The organism is Streptomyces sp. HmicA12, from assembly GCF_000373565.1.
Taxonomy (GTDB): Bacteria; Actinomycetota; Actinomycetes; order Streptomycetales; family Streptomycetaceae; genus Streptomyces.
Genome location: NZ_KB891813.1, coordinates 40,432 through 55,195 on the forward strand (window position 1 = coordinate 40,432; position 14,764 = coordinate 55,195).

Genomic DNA, 14,764 nt, shown 5'->3' on the forward strand with positions numbered 1-14,764 from the left:
GCCCTGAGCGGCCCGAACGGCCTCGAACGTGCGGGGTGTGCGCACCGAAAGGCGTATGACCATGGCGGGCAACGATCTCGGCAGTCTGCTCGGCGGTCTCCTCGGTGGAGGCGGCCAGGGCGGTTCGTCCGGCGGCAACAACATCCTCGGCCAGCTCCTGAACACCGTCCTGAGCAACAAGTCGGGCGGTGGCGGAGCCGGCGGTGGGTCCAACCCGCTCGGCGGCCTGATGGACATGATCACGAAGTCCGGCCTGGTCAACCAGGAACAGCTGGACTCGTGGGTCGGCAAGGGCAGCAACCAGCCGCTCAGCCCCGACCAGGTCAAGGAGGCCATCCCCGACGCGGACCTCGACAAGGTCGCCGCGGACACGGGGCTGAGCCGGGACCAGGTCGCGGACCAGGTGGCCGAGCAGCTGCCGCAGTTCGTCGACAGGATCACCCCCGACGGACAGGTGCCGACCACGTCCCTGGAGGACCTGGCCAAGGAGCAGAACCTCTGACCTGTACGTCTTCGTGCGTTTCCGGGTGCGCGGCCCCCTGTCTCGGCAGACGGGCGCCGCGCACCCGCCTGTGTGGGCCCCTCTAGGCTGGAGGGTGCACGAAGACGTACGTACAGGAGTGAGGAGCACCGTCGTGGCGGTACGAGCGGTCCGGGGCGCCGTCCAGCTGGAGCGGGACGAGGCCGGGCACATGGACGAGCAGGTCGGCGAGCTGCTCACCACGGTGCTGGAGCGGAACGGACTGACCGCCGACGACCTGATCTCCCTCTGGTTCACGGCCACGCCCGACCTGCACGCCGACTTCCCGGCGGCCGCCGCCCGCAAGACCGGCATCGGCGGCCTGGCCGACGTGCCGCTGCTCTGCGCCCAGGAACTCGACATCGAGGGCGCCATGCCGCGCGTCGTCCGGCTCCTCGCGCACATAGAGACCGACCTGCCCAAGTCCGAGATCGCGCACGTGTACCTCGGTGCCGCGGCCGCCCTCCGCAAGGACATCACCCAGTGAGAACCGCACTCGTCATCGGCACCGGCCTGATCGGCACGTCCGCCGCCCTCGCCCTGGCCTCGCGCGGGGTCACCGTGCACCTCGCCGACCACGACCAGGCGCAGGCCCGCACCGCCGCCGCGCTCGGCGCCGGCACGGACGAGGTGCCCGAGGGCGTGGTCGACCTGTGCGTGGTCGCCGTGCCGCCCGCGCACGTCGCCGCGTCGCTGGCCGACGCCATGGGCCGGGGGATCGCCCGCGCCTACATCGACGTCGCCAGCGTGAAGGGCGGCCCGCGCCGCGAGCTGGAGGCGCTGGGGCTCGACCTCACCCCCTACATCGGTACGCACCCCATGAGCGGCCGGGAGCGCAGCGGCCCGCTCGCCGCGACCGCCGACCTCTTCGAGGGGCGGCCCTGGGTCCTCACCCCGACCCGGGACACCGACACCGAGGTGCTCAACCTCGCCCTGGAGCTGGTGGCCCTGTGCCGGGCCGTGCCGGTCGTCATGGACGCCGACGCCCACGACCGGGCCGTCGCGCTCGTCTCGCACATGCCGCACCTGGTCTCCAGCATGGTCGCGGCCCGCCTGGAGAGCGCCGAGGAGAGTGCCGTACGCCTCTGTGGCCAGGGCATCCGCGACGTGACCCGGATCGCGGCCTCCGACCCGCAGATGTGGATCGACATCCTCTCCGCGAACCCGGGCCCGGTCGCCGACCTGCTCTCGGCGGTCGCCGGTGACCTGGAGGAGACCGTGCAGTCCCTGCGCTCCCTCCAGTCCGCCGACGACGCCAAGCGCCGCGCGGGCGCCCAGGGCGTCGAGACGATGCTGCGGCGCGGGAACGCCGGGCAGTCCCGGGTCCCCGGCAAGCACGGCGCGGCCCCGGCGGCGTACGAGATCGTGGCCGTCCTCATCTCCGACCAGCCCGGCGAGCTGGCCCGCATCTTCGCCGACGCGGGCGCCGCCGGCGTCAACGTCGAGGACGTGCGGATCGAGCACGCGACCGGGCAGCAGGCCGGTTTCGTGCAGCTGATGGTGCAGCCCGCGGCGGCGCCCAAGCTGGCCGCCGCCCTGCGCGAGCGGGGCTGGGCCATGCGCCAGTAGGCAGCCGGACCGGGCACCAGTAAAACGTGCCTGCCAGAGCCAGTAACCTTGTGCGGGGCGTGTCCGCGCCCCGTACGCATGCCCCCGTGCACTGAGAAAGGTGTCCGTCACCCATGGAAACCCCGGCAGCTGTCATCGTCGCCATCGACGGACCCTCCGGCACGGGCAAGTCCAGCACGTCGAAGGCCGTCGCCGCGCAGCTCGGCCTGAGCTACCTGGACACCGGCGCCCAGTACCGGGCGATCACCTGGTGGATGGTGCACCACGGCATCGACCTGACCGACCCGTCCGCCATCGCCGCGGTCGCCGGCAAGGCCGACATCGTCTCCGGCACCGACCCGGCCGCGCCCACCATCACGGTGGACGGCACGGACGTCGCGGGCCCGATCCGCACCACCGAGGTCACCTCGAAGGTCAGCGCCGTGAGCGCCGTCCCCGAGGTGCGCGCCCGGATCACCGAGCTGCAGCGCACCATCGCCAAGGGCGCCGAGCTCGGCATCGTCGTCGAGGGCCGTGACATCGGTACGACCGTGCTGCCCGACGCCGACCTCAAGATCTTCCTCACCGCCTCGCCCGAGGCCCGCGCCGCCCGTCGCTCCGGCGAGCTGAAGGGCGCCGACGTCAAGGCGACCCAGGAGGCGCTGGTCGCCCGCGACAAGGCGGACTCCAGCCGCAAGACGTCGCCGCTGGCCAAGGCCGGCGACGCCGTCGAGGTGGACACCACCGAGCTCACGCTCCAGCAGGTCATCGAGTGTGTCGTGACGCTGGTCGAGGAGAAGCGGGCCGCCAAGTGACCGATGCGCCCTCCGTGCGAGGCGCCGAGGTGGGGCGGCGCATCGGCGTCGGCCTGATGTACGGGCTGTGGAAGCCGCGCGTGCTCGGGTCGTGGCGGGTGCCCGCCACCGGCCCGGTGATCCTCGCCGTCAACCACTCCCACAACGTCGACGGCCCCATGGTCATGGGTGTCGCCCCGCGCCCGACCCACTTCCTGATCAAGCAGGAGGCGTTCATCGGGCCGCTCGGCACCTTCCTCGAAGGCATCGGGCAGCTGAAGGTCGACCGGACCACCGCGGACCGCAAGGCCATCACCCGGGCCCTCGACGTCCTCACCGAGGGCGGCGTGCTCGGCATCTTCCCCGAGGGCACCCGGGGCGACGGCGACTTCGCGTCGCTGCGCGCCGGACTCTCGTACTTCGCGGTGCGCAGCGGGGCGCCGATCGTCCCGGTCGCCGTCCTGGGAAGCACGGAGAAGCGCGGACGGTTGATAAAGGGGCTGCCGCCGCTGCGCAGCCGGGTCGACGTCGTCTTCGGCGACCCGTTCGACGCGGGCGACGGCAGCGGACGGCGGACGCGCAAGGCGCTGGACGAGGCGACCGTGCGCATCCAGGAGCGGCTCACCGCCCATCTGGAGAACGCCAGGCGCCTGACCGGGCGCTGAGCGAGACTTTCAGTAGTGCGCGCATCCTTGGAGGGGTACGTGCACCGATCACCACGAATGAACGACGAGGTACGGACTTCATGAACGACCAGATCCAGCCGGAGGGCTCGGCCGAGTACGAGCACGGGGCGCTTGGCGATGCCGAGTACGCGGAGTTCATGGAGCTCGCCGCCGAAGAGGGCTTCGACGTCGAGGACGTCGAGGGCGCGATCGAGGAGGCGGGCCACGGTCCGCTGCCCGTCCTCGCCGTCGTCGGCCGCCCGAACGTCGGCAAGTCGACGCTCGTGAACCGCATCATCGGCCGCCGCGAGGCCGTCGTCGAGGACAAGCCGGGCGTCACCCGCGACCGCGTCACCTACGAGGCCGAGTGGGCGGGCCGCCGCTTCAAGGTCGTCGACACCGGCGGCTGGGAGCAGGACGTGCTCGGCATCGACGCGTCGGTGGCCGCGCAGGCCGAGTACGCGATCGAGACCGCCGACGCCGTCGTCTTCGTCGTCGACTCCACGGTCGGCGTCACCGACACGGACGAGGCCGTCGTGCGCCTGCTGCGCAAGGCCGGCAAGCCCGTCGTGCTCTGCGCCAACAAGGTCGACGGCCCGTCCGGCGAGGCCGACGCCACCGCCCTGTGGTCGCTCGGCATCGGCGAGCCGCACCCGGTCTCCTCGCTGCACGGCCGTGGCACCGGCGACATGCTGGACGCGGTCATCGAGGCGCTGCCCGAGGCGCCCCCGCAGACCTTCGGCACAGCCGTCGGCGGCCCGCGCCGCATCGCCCTGATCGGCCGCCCGAACGTCGGCAAGTCCTCGCTCCTGAACAAGGTGGCCAACGAGGACCGCGTCGTCGTCAACGAGCTGGCGGGCACCACCCGCGACCCGGTCGACGAGCTGATCGAGCTCGGCGGCGTCACCTGGAAGTTCGTCGACACGGCGGGCATCCGCAAGCGCGTCCACCTCCAGCAGGGCGCCGACTACTACGCCTCGCTGCGCACCGCCGCCGCCGTCGAGAAGGCGGAGGTCGCGGTCATCCTGATCGACGCCTCCGAGTCGATCTCGATCCAGGACCAGCGGATCGTGACGATGGCGGTCGAGGCCGGCCGCGCGATCGTCGTCGCCTTCAACAAGTGGGACACCCTCGACGAGGAGCGCCGCTACTACCTGGAGCGCGAGATCGAGACCGAGCTCGGTCAGATCGCGTGGGCGCCCCGGGTGAACGTGTCGGCGCGCACCGGCCGCCACATGGAGAAGCTGGTCCCCGCGATCGAGACGGCGCTGGAGGGCTGGGAGACCCGTGTTCCCACGGGCCGCCTGAACGCCTTCCTAGGCGAGCTCGTCGCCGCCCACCCGCACCCGATCCGCGGCGGCAAGCAGCCCCGCATCCTCTTCGGGACGCAGGCCGGTACCAAGCCGCCGCGGTTCGTGCTCTTCGCCTCCGGCTTCATCGAGCACGGCTACCGCCGCTTCGTGGAGCGCCGTCTGCGCGAGGAGTTCGGCTTCGAGGGGACCCCGATCCACATCTCCGTGCGGGTGCGGGAGAAGCGCGGCAAGAAGAAGTAGCCCGGCAAGAAGAAGTAGCCCGGCTGTTACGGCAGTCGGCGCGTCGCGGGCTCAGCGCTCGCGGCGCGGTGCGGGCGGCAGCGCGGCCGGGAGGTGACCTCCCTGGTGGCCGTGGTGCCGCCCGTTCTGCTGCGGCTGCCAGTGCTGGTGCTGGAGTGCCGACGAGTAGTGCGGGGTGTGGTGGCGTGCGCCGTAGGGACCCGTGCCGAAGGCGGTGAACCCGAGATCCTCCTCGCCGCTGCGATCGCCCGGAAGCGCCCGGAAGGACCGGCGGTACTCCGAGTACAGGGCGTCATAGATGGGCGTGGGCGAAGAGCCGCCCGAGTGGGCGCCCGAGTGGTCCTCCGCGGGGCGCATCGACGGGATGTGGTTCTGGTACGGCTGACGCCGCACTGACGAGGTGGGGTCGTATGGGTGCACGTATGTGCCAACGACCCGGACCCCCGACGGATGCGCCCTTGGCCTCGGCTTTTCCCTGCTGTCAGCAGTGTGACCGGCGCATTCGTGGGGGTCCGGGTTGCTGTCTCCACCCGGTGCGGGACGGCTCAGGTGCCCGCCAGCGGCATCGCCGCGGCCACCAGTCGGCCGTTCGCCGCGGCCTTGTCGAGGGCGTCGCGCAGCAGGTCCTCACGGGCCTGCCGGCCGATCGAGCCGGCCGGGGCGGCGAAGACGAGCACGGTGTGCGTCTTGTTGGCGGCGGCCCGCCAGCTCTCGGTGACGAGCAGCGGCTGGTGCGCCTGCCACCAGGCGACCTGTGAGGGCGCGCCGCCGGTGCCGGGCTGCAGCACGGCGTGCAGCTGGCCCATGGCGAGCAGCACCGACCAGCCGTCGAGGGCGCGGGGGGCCTCGTTCAGCCCGGTGACCGGCATGAAGCCCTGCTCGATCAGGAGCGGCAGGAAGTCGTCGCCGCCGGACTCGGTGCCGGGCCGGGAGATGGGCCCGGTCGGCTCCACGACGAGCGCGGGGTGCAGCTCGCCCGCGATCAGGACGAGGCCGCTGGTCACCCCGAGCACGGCCTGGGCCGGGGCGGCGCCGGGGATCTCGGCTGCCTCGGGGGCGGCGGGAGCGTCGGCACCGGTGAGGGAGCGGACGGCACCCTGCAGTTGGTCCTCGGCGACCTGGACGACCTGCGAGGGCAGGCAGGTGGCGTGGGCGAAGGCGAGTACGGCGGTCTCGTCGCCGACGAAGAGAACCGTGCTGGTGCGGTCCTGCCCGGAGTCCCCGGGGGTGCGGCAGGACGTGCAGTCGTAGCTGCCCGGGGCGTTGTCCCCGGCGAGCAGCCGGTCGGCTTCTTCGTCGCCGATCTCGGCGCGTACGTCGGTGCTGACGTCGAGCAAGCGCGGCACGGGTGGCTCCTCAGGATCGGTCTTGGGCTGATAAAGGGACAACGGACGATCTGTGGCCGGAGTCACGCCCGGAACCGAACGGAATCCACCCATCCGACGCAGACCGTGAGAGCCCACCCGGAATCTGTCACTCCATGCCAACTTGTAGGAATTCCAAGCAAGTTGAAGAGGTGAGGTGAGTCACAGATCGACGAGGCGCCAGGTCGACAAATCATGAAATAAGGGAATTAAGTGGGTGGCTTGAACTCGTCGCTACTTCTGGTAACGGTCAACTGGCCTGGCGTGACGGGGCGTTGGTTGATGTCGCCCCCTTGAGCTCCCTAGATTCCACCGCCGTCTGCAACGAGCAGTCCACAAGAGACCCACTAGAGGTCCACGAGAGGGATTACTCATGTCCGTGCCGATTCGTACGGCTCGAACGACAGCGGTTATGGCCGGGGCGGCCCTGCTCGCCCCGTTAGGTCTTCTGGCGACGGCCGGCTCCGCCCACGCGGCGGGCTCCGGCGTCTGGGACCGCATCGCCCGCTGCGAGAGCGGCGGCAACTGGCACATCAACACCGGCAACGGCTACTACGGAGGACTCCAGTTCTCCGCCGGAACCTGGCGCGCGTACGGCGGAGGGGCCTACGCGTCGACGGCCGACCGGGCCAGCAGGTCCCAGCAGATAGCCGTCGCCACCAAGGTGCAGCGCGCACAGGGCTGGGGCGCCTGGCCCACCTGTTCCGCGCGGGCCGGGGCCTACGGCAGCGCGCCGTCGGTGACCCCGCAGAAGGCGACGCCGAAGAAGGCGGCGCCCAAGTACGACAAGGTGAAGCGTGCTTCGGAGCATGCCACCCGCGGCACCACCCGGCGGGGCGGATACGTCGTCCGCGGCGGCGACACCCTCGGTGGCATCGCGGCGGCCCACGGCAGCACCTGGCAGCGCCTGTACACCGTCAACAAGGCGGTGGTCGGCGGCGATCCCGATCTGATCGTGCCGGGGCAGCGGCTGCTGATCCGGTAGCGCGGAGGCCGCGAGGGAGGGTGCGCCGTGGTCCCGTCCGCTCGGTCCGCCGACCGGGTGGGGCCGCGGCCGGTGCGGCGCGGCATCGGTGGCGGCCCGGGCCCGCTGCTTAGCGTGACGCGATGCGCCTCACGTCCAAGATCTCCGCGGCCTTCGTGGCCGCGCTGCTCGCCGCGGTCCTCGCGCCGGTCGCCGGGGCGGGTGCCGCGGCACCGCCGCCCGCCCCGGGAGGCCGCTCGGTCGTCGGCATCAAGCCCTACGACTGCGCCAGGACCCAGTGGCCGTGGGACTGTCTCGCCCAGTGCGAGAGCAGCGGCCGCTGGCACGCGAACACCGGCAACTCCTACTACGGCGGTCTCCAGTTCTGGCAGCCGACCTGGGAGGAGCACGGCGGCCTCGCCTACGCGCCGCGCGCCGACCTCGCCACCCGTGCCGAACAGATCAAGGTCGCCGAGGAGGTGCTGCGCAGGCAGGGCTGGAAGGCGTGGCCCTCCTGCTCGAAGGCCTTCCGGCTCGACGGGCGGATCCATGTGGTGCAGCGCGGGGAGACGCTGGGCTCGATCGCACGCCGGTTCAAGGTCAAGGGCGGCTGGCAGGCGCTGTACAAGGCGAACCGGGACATGATCGGGCCGCACCCGGACCGGTTGAACGTGGGCACGATGCTGCTCATTCCGGAGGCCGCGAAGAAGACTTCGAAGACGAAGGCGCCGAAGACGAAGACTCCGAAGACGAAGACTCCGAAGGTGAAGCCGGCTAAGGCGAAGGCCTCGAAGGCGGGGTCTGCGAAGGTGAAGGCCCCGAAGGCGAAACCTGCGACGACGCAGCCTCCGACGACACGGCCGCCGAAGACGAAGCCGCCGAAGACGAAGCCTCTGGTGACGCCGCCTCCGGAGGCGAAGACTCCCAAGGTGAAGGTTCCGAAGGGCGGGGCGTCGGAGGCGGCCGTTCGGTCGCCTCTCCGCTGAACACCACAGTTCCGCGCCCGAGTTCGTACACCATGACTGCCGCACCGTCGGTCGCCCCCGTGCGCAGACCGGGCGGCAGCCGCTGTTCGGCGACGACCACGCAGGCGTCGAGGGTGCGCAGCAACGCGTAGGTGCGGGCGGCGACTTGGGGTGACATGCCCTGGGCCGGTTCGTCGACCAGGACGACGCGGGCGCGGGAGAGCGGGGCGCGGCTCAGGGCCAGCATGCGCTGTTCGCCACCGGAGAGGGTGGCGGCGCGGCGGTCCAGGAGCGGGCGCAGCTCCGGGTACGTGTCGAGGGCCGGAGCGAAATCCCTGACAGGGGAGGCCAGTTGGAGGTTCTCGGCGACGGTGAGTCCGGCGAAGACGGCCTGTCGGTCGGGGATGAAGCACAGGCCCGCGGCGGCGCGGGCGTGGGCCGGGTGCCGGGTGACGTCGGCGCCGTCCCAGACGACGGAGCCGGAGGTGAGGGGGAGGGTGCCCGCAAGGGCGCGCAGGGCGGTGGTGCGGCCCGAGCCGTTGCGGCCGAGCAAAACGGTGACGGTGCGGGCGGGAGCGGCGACGGTGATGCCGTGCAGGGCTTCGAGGGGGCCGTAGTGGGCGTGGGCGGCGCGGAGTTGGATGCCGTGGGTCATGTGCGCCTCTCCGGGCAGTGGGGGCGGGGGACCGCCGGGGACGCCGCGCCTGGAGACGGACGGCCGAGATCCAGGTTCAGGGCCAGGGCCGCCGGACCTGAAGCGGTGATGCGGCCGGCTGTCATCAGGTGCACCGTGTCGGCCAGGCGCGCCACCAGGTCCAGGTCGTGCTCGACGACGAGCAGGGCCGTACCGTCCGCCGCCAGTGCCCTCAACAGGACGGCCAGGTCGGCGACCTCGGAGTCGTCCAGTCCCGCGGCGGGCTCGTCGAGCAGCAGTACGTGCGGGCGTCCCGCGAGGGCGCGGCCCAGTTCGACGTGGCGCAGTGTGCCGGTCGGCAGGTCGGCCGTGCCTCGGTCGCCCCGCAGGCCGAACAGCGCGAGCATCCGCCGGGTGGCGTCCGGGTCGCGTACGCGGCCTTGCTCGGCGCCGATGCGCAGGTTCTCGGCCACGGTCAGCGAGGGGAAGACCACGAGCTGCTGGAAGGTCCGGGCGACGCCGAGCCGGGTGCGGGCGTGGGCCGGCAGCCGCGTGATGTCCCGCTCCCCGAACAGCACATGCCCCGAGCCGGGCCGCAGCGTCCCGGCCAGGCAGTGGAACAGGGTGCTCTTCCCCGCCCCGTTGGGCCCGACGACAGCGGTGATCTGCCCGGCCGGCACGGCCATGTCGACGCCGTCGAGCACCGGTCGCCCGTCGAAGGCGACGGTGAGATGCCGCGCGGAGAGAACGGGCACGGCCGGGACCACGGACGAGTCGCCGACTGCTGCGGCGGCGCGGGCCTCGGCTGTGGCGGCCCGCTGAGCTCCGGGTGGTCTGTCCGGGGCGGAATCCGGTGTCTGGGCCGGGGGCGGTCCGCCCGCGCCCGCATGGGCATCCGGCGAGGCCTTCGGACCCTGGGGCGGCCCGTCCGCGTCTGTCTCGGCCGTGGGGCCGTTGGGCGGCTCGTCCGCGTCGGTTTTCACCGCAGGGCCGCTGGGCCCGTCCGTGTCGGCTTCCTGGGTCGGGGCCTGCGGCAATGCGCGCGCGGATCCCTCGGGCGGCCGGACTGTGGCCCCTTTTGTCGTTCGGGCTCTGGGTGGGCCGCCCGCCTCCACCTCCGCACCCCGAGCCTCCGGCAGCCCACCCCGGTCCGTTGCCGCCTCCGTCCCCGCCGCCCCGGCGTTGGGCGAACTGCCTTCCCCGAGCTCCGTAGTCTCGCTCGGGCAAGGGAGGCTCCCCGTCGCGGGCATCGCCTCGTGCCGGCCGCCGCTCCGTCCCGGCCGACCCCCCGCGCCCGCCCTGGCCGCGCCCCCTCGCAGTCCCTCCCGCACCCGCGCCCCTCGCACCGTCAACCGGCGCCGCCCCCACCCTCGTACGACTGCTGCCCGGACCCGTGCCTGAGGGCCCGTGGGGAAGCGGCCGATCAGTACCGCCAGGGTTCCGATCACGAGCGCGGCCATCCCGCCCCGTGTCCCCGCGTCGAGGCCCACCAGGAGGGCTGCTCCGGCCAGTGCCCCGAGCGGGCTGTCCGCGCCGAGGACCACGACTGCCGCGAACCACAGCAGCCCGCGTACCGGGTCGAACGCGGCGGGGTCGAACGATCCCGTCCCCAACGCCAGCAGGCCGCCGCCGAGCGCCGCGATCCCCGCACCCGCCACGAACGCCGCCACTTTCAGCGCGGGCACCGGAACCCCGGCCGCCGATGCGCCCGCCTCATGGTCCCGCAGCGCGGCCAGGGCCCGTCCGGACCGGCCCCGGCGCAATGTCGTCACCAGGATCAACACGCCTGTCAGCAGGAGCAGTTCGAGGGTGTAGTACGCGCGGTCGGAGCCGAAGCCCGCGGGGCGTTCCGGGGTGAGCCCCGACGCCGCGTACGGCTGCGCGAACACGAACCTGCTCGCCCCCACGCCCACCGCGAACGTGGCGAGCGCCAGGGCCAGACCGTGGCGGCCGATCGCGGGCACGGCCGTGAGCAGGCCCAGTGGCGCGACCAGGATCACGGACAGCAACAGAGCGCCTGAGGGCGGGAGTTGCGGCAGGCCCGGGAAGCGGCCCATCGCGAGCAGCGACGCGAACAGTGCCCCGAGGCCCGCGAACGCGGCCTGCCCCAGGGCCAGTTGACCGGCACGGCCTGTCACTACCACCAGGGACAGCAGCACGATCGCCAGCGCCGGTACCTGGACCGACGTCTGCAGATCCGAGCCGGCGAAGCCCAGGGGCAGCAGGAACAGCACCGCCGCCACCAGCCACGCGGCCGGCGGCGTCGGCAGCGCACGCCGTGTCACCGCACGCGGCAGCTCGCCCTTCCCGCCGATCCCCGGCAGCGCGAGCGCCGCGACCAGCAGCGCCACCACGAACAGGTTCGCGCCGACCGCCTGGAGGAGCGGTTCGGCCCAGCCGCTCGGATGCACCCGCGTCAACTGGCTCTGGGCCACCCCGATTCCGAGCGCCGTCACCACCGCCACCGAGAGGAGCCGCAGGCGCGCCGCGACCGCGACCGCCATGACCTCCATCACCAGCAGCGGCAGTCCGTACGGGTCGAGGCGGACGTACGGGGCGAGCAGCGCACCCGTCAGGCCCGCCGTGAACGCGCCGAAGGCCCAGCCCGCCGCCGCGACCCGGTCCGCGTCGATGCCGCCGAGCACCGCCAGCGGACGGTTGTCGACGACCGCCCGCAGCTCCCCGCCGAACCGGGTCCAGCGCGTCACCGCCCACACCGTCGGCGCGATCGCCCCGGCCACGGCCAACTGCCCCCACGGATCAGCCGGGATGAGCGTCGGCGCGTCCTCCTGCGCGCCCGTGCCCCACAGCATCGCCGCCGCCCCGACCAGGAGGACGAAGACACCGATCGACGCCACCAGGGTCTGTGCCGGATCGTTGCCGGAGGTCGCGAGCGGCCGGAACACCCAGCGTTCCAGGGCCAGTCCGATCGCCGGGGCCACGCCGAGGAGCACCAGCACCGCCGCCGCCCACAGCGGCCAGTCCCACACCACCGCCAACTGCCGCAGCAGAAAGGCGCAGAGCATCGCGATCGCACCGTGCGCGAAGTTCAGCACGCCCGTCGCGCGGTGCGTCACGATCAGGCCGATCCCGGACAGCGCGGCCGCCGCGCCCACGGAGAGCCCGGCGAGCGTGAGGTCGTACGTCAGCGATGCCACGCCTCAACTCCCGGCGTGCGGCTCGCAGACGGGGCACGGACCGAGGCCGCCGACGGTGACGGCGCGGGCGTCGGCTGGCACGGCCTCCGGCTTGCCCTCGACGAGCGGGCAGTCGGCGCGGTGCCACAGCGTGCCGCCGGGCACCCGCAGCAGTTGCCCGCTGGAGGCGAGCGGGGCCGCGGTCCGTTCCGGCTGCACGGGCTCGACCGCGACGAGCAGCTCGTACAGCTCCTCCACGCGCGAGGTCGCCAGGGTGCTCCTGCCGTACGTGAGGAGGACCGCGCCCGTGATGATCAGGGCCGAGCCCGGCACCGTGCACGAGGCCAGATAGGGCAGCTGGCGCTCGGCGAAGCGCTCGCCGGACATCCCGTACCAGCCGACGACGCACAGCACGGCGCCGGCGGCGAGTGCGGCGAGACCCGCCCACAGGACGGGGTGCAGCGCAGATATCCGAGGCCGGGCGGTCCGCATGGGTGGCTCCCCACGTCGTGTGTTGGCCGGAGTCGATGCGGCCGCGCCGACCATGTATGGCTTTGTCGACCGATCGCTTGCACTATGCCTCCTGGAGGCCAACCCTGAAAGCTCCGGGCGCGGTTGGGGCCCGGACCGACATCCGGTGGTGAGCCAGATGGTGTGCGGGAACAGCATCACGGCGGGTCGACGCGGGCGGGGCGCGGCCCTCGCCCTCGCCGCGGCCCTCGCCCTCGGACCGGCCCTCGTGGCGTGCGGCGACGACAGCGGCGGCGAGGACAGCAACCCGCCGATGCCCAGCTCGCGGGAGCCGTCGCCGACCTCGGAGGAGCCGACCGCGACCGGGCCCGCGGACGAGGCCGCCGCCGAGAAGCAGATCCGGGCGAACTGGAAGAAGTTCTTCGACCCGGACGTGCCGCTGAAGGAGAAGGCGGAGCTCCTGCAGAACGGCTCGAAGATGCAGAAGGTCCTGGAGAGCTTCAACGGGGACAAGCGCGGCGGCCAGGTGCAGGCCGAGGTCGACAAGATCACCTTCACCTCGGCGACCGCGGCGAACGTGACGTACTCGCTCGCCCTCAAGGGCGCCACCGTGCTGCCCGACGCCAAAGGCACCTCGGTCGAGGAGGACGGCGTCTGGAAGGTGTCCGTCAAGACGCTGTGCGCGCTGGTGCAGCTGAGCGGCAATGCGTCGCCGGGCCCGGGCTGCTGAGGCCCTGGCCGCGATCCTGGCGCTGACGGCGGTCGCGGGCTGCGGCTCGCGGCTGCCGGAGAGCGACTTCGGGAGCGGGCGGTCGCCCCGTACACCGTCGGCGGCCGCCGCGGCGGACCCGATCCGCGTCGGCATCCTCACCAGCGCCACCAGCCCCGTCGGCGGGGCGACCTTCACCGACACCCGCGACGGCGCACAGGCGTACTTCCGGAACCTCAACGCGAAAGGCGGCATTCAAGGGCGCCGCGTGGAAGTGCACCTGTGCGACGACGGAGGCAGCGGCGTCGGCAACAACGAATGCGTGCACGAACTCGTCGACGAACAGAAGGTCGTCGCCCTGGTCGCGACCACGACCCTCGACTACGCGGGCGCGGCGCGCGTGTCCCGCGCGCGCGTGCCCGACATCGGCGGCCAGCCGATCGGCGCCGCCTACGACACCTACCCGCACCTGTACGGCATCTACGGGAGCCTCGCGCCCCGCGACGGCACCCCAGGCTGGGGCGGAGAGCTGTACGGCGGCACCGAGGTCTACCGCTACTTCAAGAAGGAGAAGGGCGCCCGCACCGCGGCCGTCGTCTCCTACAACCAGGCCGCCTCGGCCGGCTACGCCCGGCTCGTGACCCGCGGCCTGAAGGCCGAGGGCTATCAGGTGATCACCGAGCAGGTCGACTTCGCCCTGCCCAACTTCCGCGCCGCCGCGGCCGACCTGAAGGACCAGGGCGCCGACCTCGTCTTCGACGCCATCGACGCGCACGGCAACGCCCAGCTGTGCGAGGCCATGGACCAGGTCGGCGCCCGCGTCACCGCGAAGGTCACGAACGTGCAGAACTGGACGTCGTCCGTGGCCGCCGACTACCAGGACGCCCCGCACTGCCGCGACTCCCTGTGGGCCACCGGAGCGAGCCGCAACTACGAGGACACCGGGCACCCGGCCGTGCGGGCCTTTCGCGCCGCCACCAAGGGCCTCGAGACGCACTCGCAGTGGCAGTTGGAGGGCTGGGCCGCCGCGATGTGGTTCACGGACGCGGCCCGCTCCTGCGAGGGGGCCGTCACGCGCGTGTGCGTCGGCCGTTTCATGGAGCGCGGCGCACCGTATACGGCGGACGGGCTGCTGCTGCCCGTGACGTACCGCGCACTCGACGCCCCGCCCAAGCACCGTAGGACGTGTCTGTCGGTCGCGCGGTGGACGGACGGACGGGGCTGGGTCACCCAGAACGGTGACATGAAGGAGACGTGCTTTGACGTTCCCCAACTCGCCTACCAGCCATGACTCCTCTCTGATGTACAAAATGGCCAATCGGTTCCCCATATTGCCTACCAATACGGCAACCGTTCTGGAACAAGATGATGATGATGAACAACCCTCGCTCGGGCATCTCCGTCTAACCATCCGGTAGGCGGAGGACATGGGACCGATAG

At 72.4% G+C, this 14,764-nt stretch carries 14 protein-coding genes and 1 pseudogene; 10 read left to right on the plus strand and 5 right to left on the minus strand.

Annotated elements, in window-relative coordinates; genetic code table 11:
* Positions 1-61 precede the first annotated feature (61 nt).
* The 6 genes from B072_RS0123125 to der all read left to right on the plus strand — a co-directional run bounded on the left by B072_RS0123125 (position 62) and on the right by der (position 5,080).
* Entirely contained in the window at positions 62-502 is a 441-nt protein-coding gene (locus B072_RS0123125) for a YidB family protein (RefSeq protein WP_106432927.1), read from the plus strand.
* Positions 503-635: 133 nt separating this feature from the next.
* Positions 636-1,007, plus strand: a complete 372-nt coding sequence (gene aroH / locus B072_RS0123130) for a chorismate mutase (protein WP_018532360.1) — start codon at positions 636-638, stop codon at positions 1,005-1,007.
* Positions 1,004-2,089: a prephenate dehydrogenase gene (locus tag B072_RS0123135; RefSeq protein ID WP_018532361.1), complete on the plus strand. Its 1,086-nt coding sequence runs from the start codon at positions 1,004-1,006 to the stop codon at positions 2,087-2,089. The genes aroH and B072_RS0123135 overlap by 4 nt, the downstream gene beginning before the upstream one ends.
* 113 nt (positions 2,090-2,202) lie before the next feature.
* On the plus strand, positions 2,203-2,883 hold the full coding sequence (gene cmk / locus B072_RS0123140; RefSeq protein ID WP_018532362.1) for a (d)CMP kinase: 681 nt from the start codon (positions 2,203-2,205) through the stop codon (positions 2,881-2,883).
* Positions 2,880-3,527 (plus strand): lysophospholipid acyltransferase family protein, encoded by a 648-nt coding sequence (locus B072_RS0123145; protein WP_018532363.1) that lies wholly within the window; start codon positions 2,880-2,882, stop codon positions 3,525-3,527. Before cmk ends, B072_RS0123145 begins: the two co-directional genes overlap by 4 nt.
* A gap of 80 nt (positions 3,528-3,607) precedes the next feature.
* On the plus strand, positions 3,608-5,080 hold the full coding sequence (der, locus tag B072_RS0123150) for a ribosome biogenesis GTPase Der (RefSeq protein WP_018532364.1): 1,473 nt from the start codon (positions 3,608-3,610) through the stop codon (positions 5,078-5,080).
* A gap of 51 nt (positions 5,081-5,131) precedes the next feature.
* On the opposite strand, the gene B072_RS0123155 is transcribed toward der, so the two are convergent.
* Both B072_RS0123155 and B072_RS0123160 read right to left on the minus strand, forming a co-directional pair.
* Positions 5,132-5,437, minus strand: coding sequence for a hypothetical protein (locus tag B072_RS0123155; protein ID WP_086020391.1), 306 nt, complete (start codon positions 5,435-5,437; stop codon positions 5,132-5,134).
* Positions 5,438-5,625: 188 nt separating this feature from the next.
* Complete coding sequence (locus B072_RS0123160; RefSeq protein ID WP_018532366.1) at positions 5,626-6,426, minus strand: hypothetical protein; 801 nt, start codon at positions 6,424-6,426, stop codon at positions 5,626-5,628.
* A 430-nt stretch (positions 6,427-6,856) separates the two neighbouring features.
* On the opposite strand from B072_RS0123160, the gene B072_RS0123165 reads away from it, so the two are divergent.
* Together B072_RS0123165 and B072_RS49835 are read left to right on the plus strand one after the other, a co-directional pair.
* The gene (locus B072_RS0123165) at positions 6,857-7,429 is read left to right on the plus strand and encodes a transglycosylase family protein (protein ID WP_018532367.1); all 573 of its coding nucleotides are present in this window, start codon (positions 6,857-6,859) and stop codon (positions 7,427-7,429) included.
* A gap of 122 nt (positions 7,430-7,551) precedes the next feature.
* Positions 7,552-8,394, plus strand: coding sequence for a transglycosylase family protein (locus B072_RS49835; protein WP_018532368.1), 843 nt, complete (start codon positions 7,552-7,554; stop codon positions 8,392-8,394).
* On the opposite strand, the pseudogene B072_RS46735 reads toward B072_RS49835, so the two are convergent.
* The 3 genes and pseudogenes from B072_RS46735 to B072_RS0123180 all read right to left on the minus strand — a co-directional run.
* Positions 8,369-9,028, minus strand: a pseudogene (locus tag B072_RS46735) (ATP-binding cassette domain-containing protein); the annotation flags it as partial. The gene B072_RS49835 and the pseudogene B072_RS46735 overlap by 26 nt on opposite strands.
* The gene (locus B072_RS46740; protein ID WP_018532369.1) at positions 9,025-12,165 is read right to left on the minus strand and encodes an ABC transporter permease subunit; all 3,141 of its coding nucleotides are present in this window, start codon (positions 12,163-12,165) and stop codon (positions 9,025-9,027) included. The pseudogene B072_RS46735 and the gene B072_RS46740, both read right to left, overlap by 4 nt.
* A 3-nt stretch (positions 12,166-12,168) precedes the next feature.
* Positions 12,169-12,636 carry a hypothetical protein gene (locus B072_RS0123180; RefSeq protein ID WP_018532370.1) on the minus strand — a complete coding sequence of 156 codons (468 nt, stop codon included), beginning with the start codon at positions 12,634-12,636 and terminating at the stop codon, positions 12,169-12,171.
* A 157-nt stretch (positions 12,637-12,793) separates the two neighbouring features.
* On the opposite strand from B072_RS0123180, the gene B072_RS0123185 reads away from it, so the two are divergent.
* Together B072_RS0123185 and B072_RS0123190 are read left to right on the plus strand one after the other, a co-directional pair.
* Positions 12,794-13,345, plus strand: coding sequence for a hypothetical protein (locus tag B072_RS0123185; protein ID WP_018532371.1), 552 nt, complete (start codon positions 12,794-12,796; stop codon positions 13,343-13,345).
* Positions 13,320-14,615 carry an ABC transporter substrate-binding protein gene (locus B072_RS0123190; RefSeq protein ID WP_018532372.1) on the plus strand — a complete coding sequence of 432 codons (1,296 nt, stop codon included), beginning with the start codon at positions 13,320-13,322 and terminating at the stop codon, positions 14,613-14,615. Before B072_RS0123185 ends, B072_RS0123190 begins: the two co-directional genes overlap by 26 nt.
* Positions 14,616-14,764 lie beyond the last annotated feature (149 nt).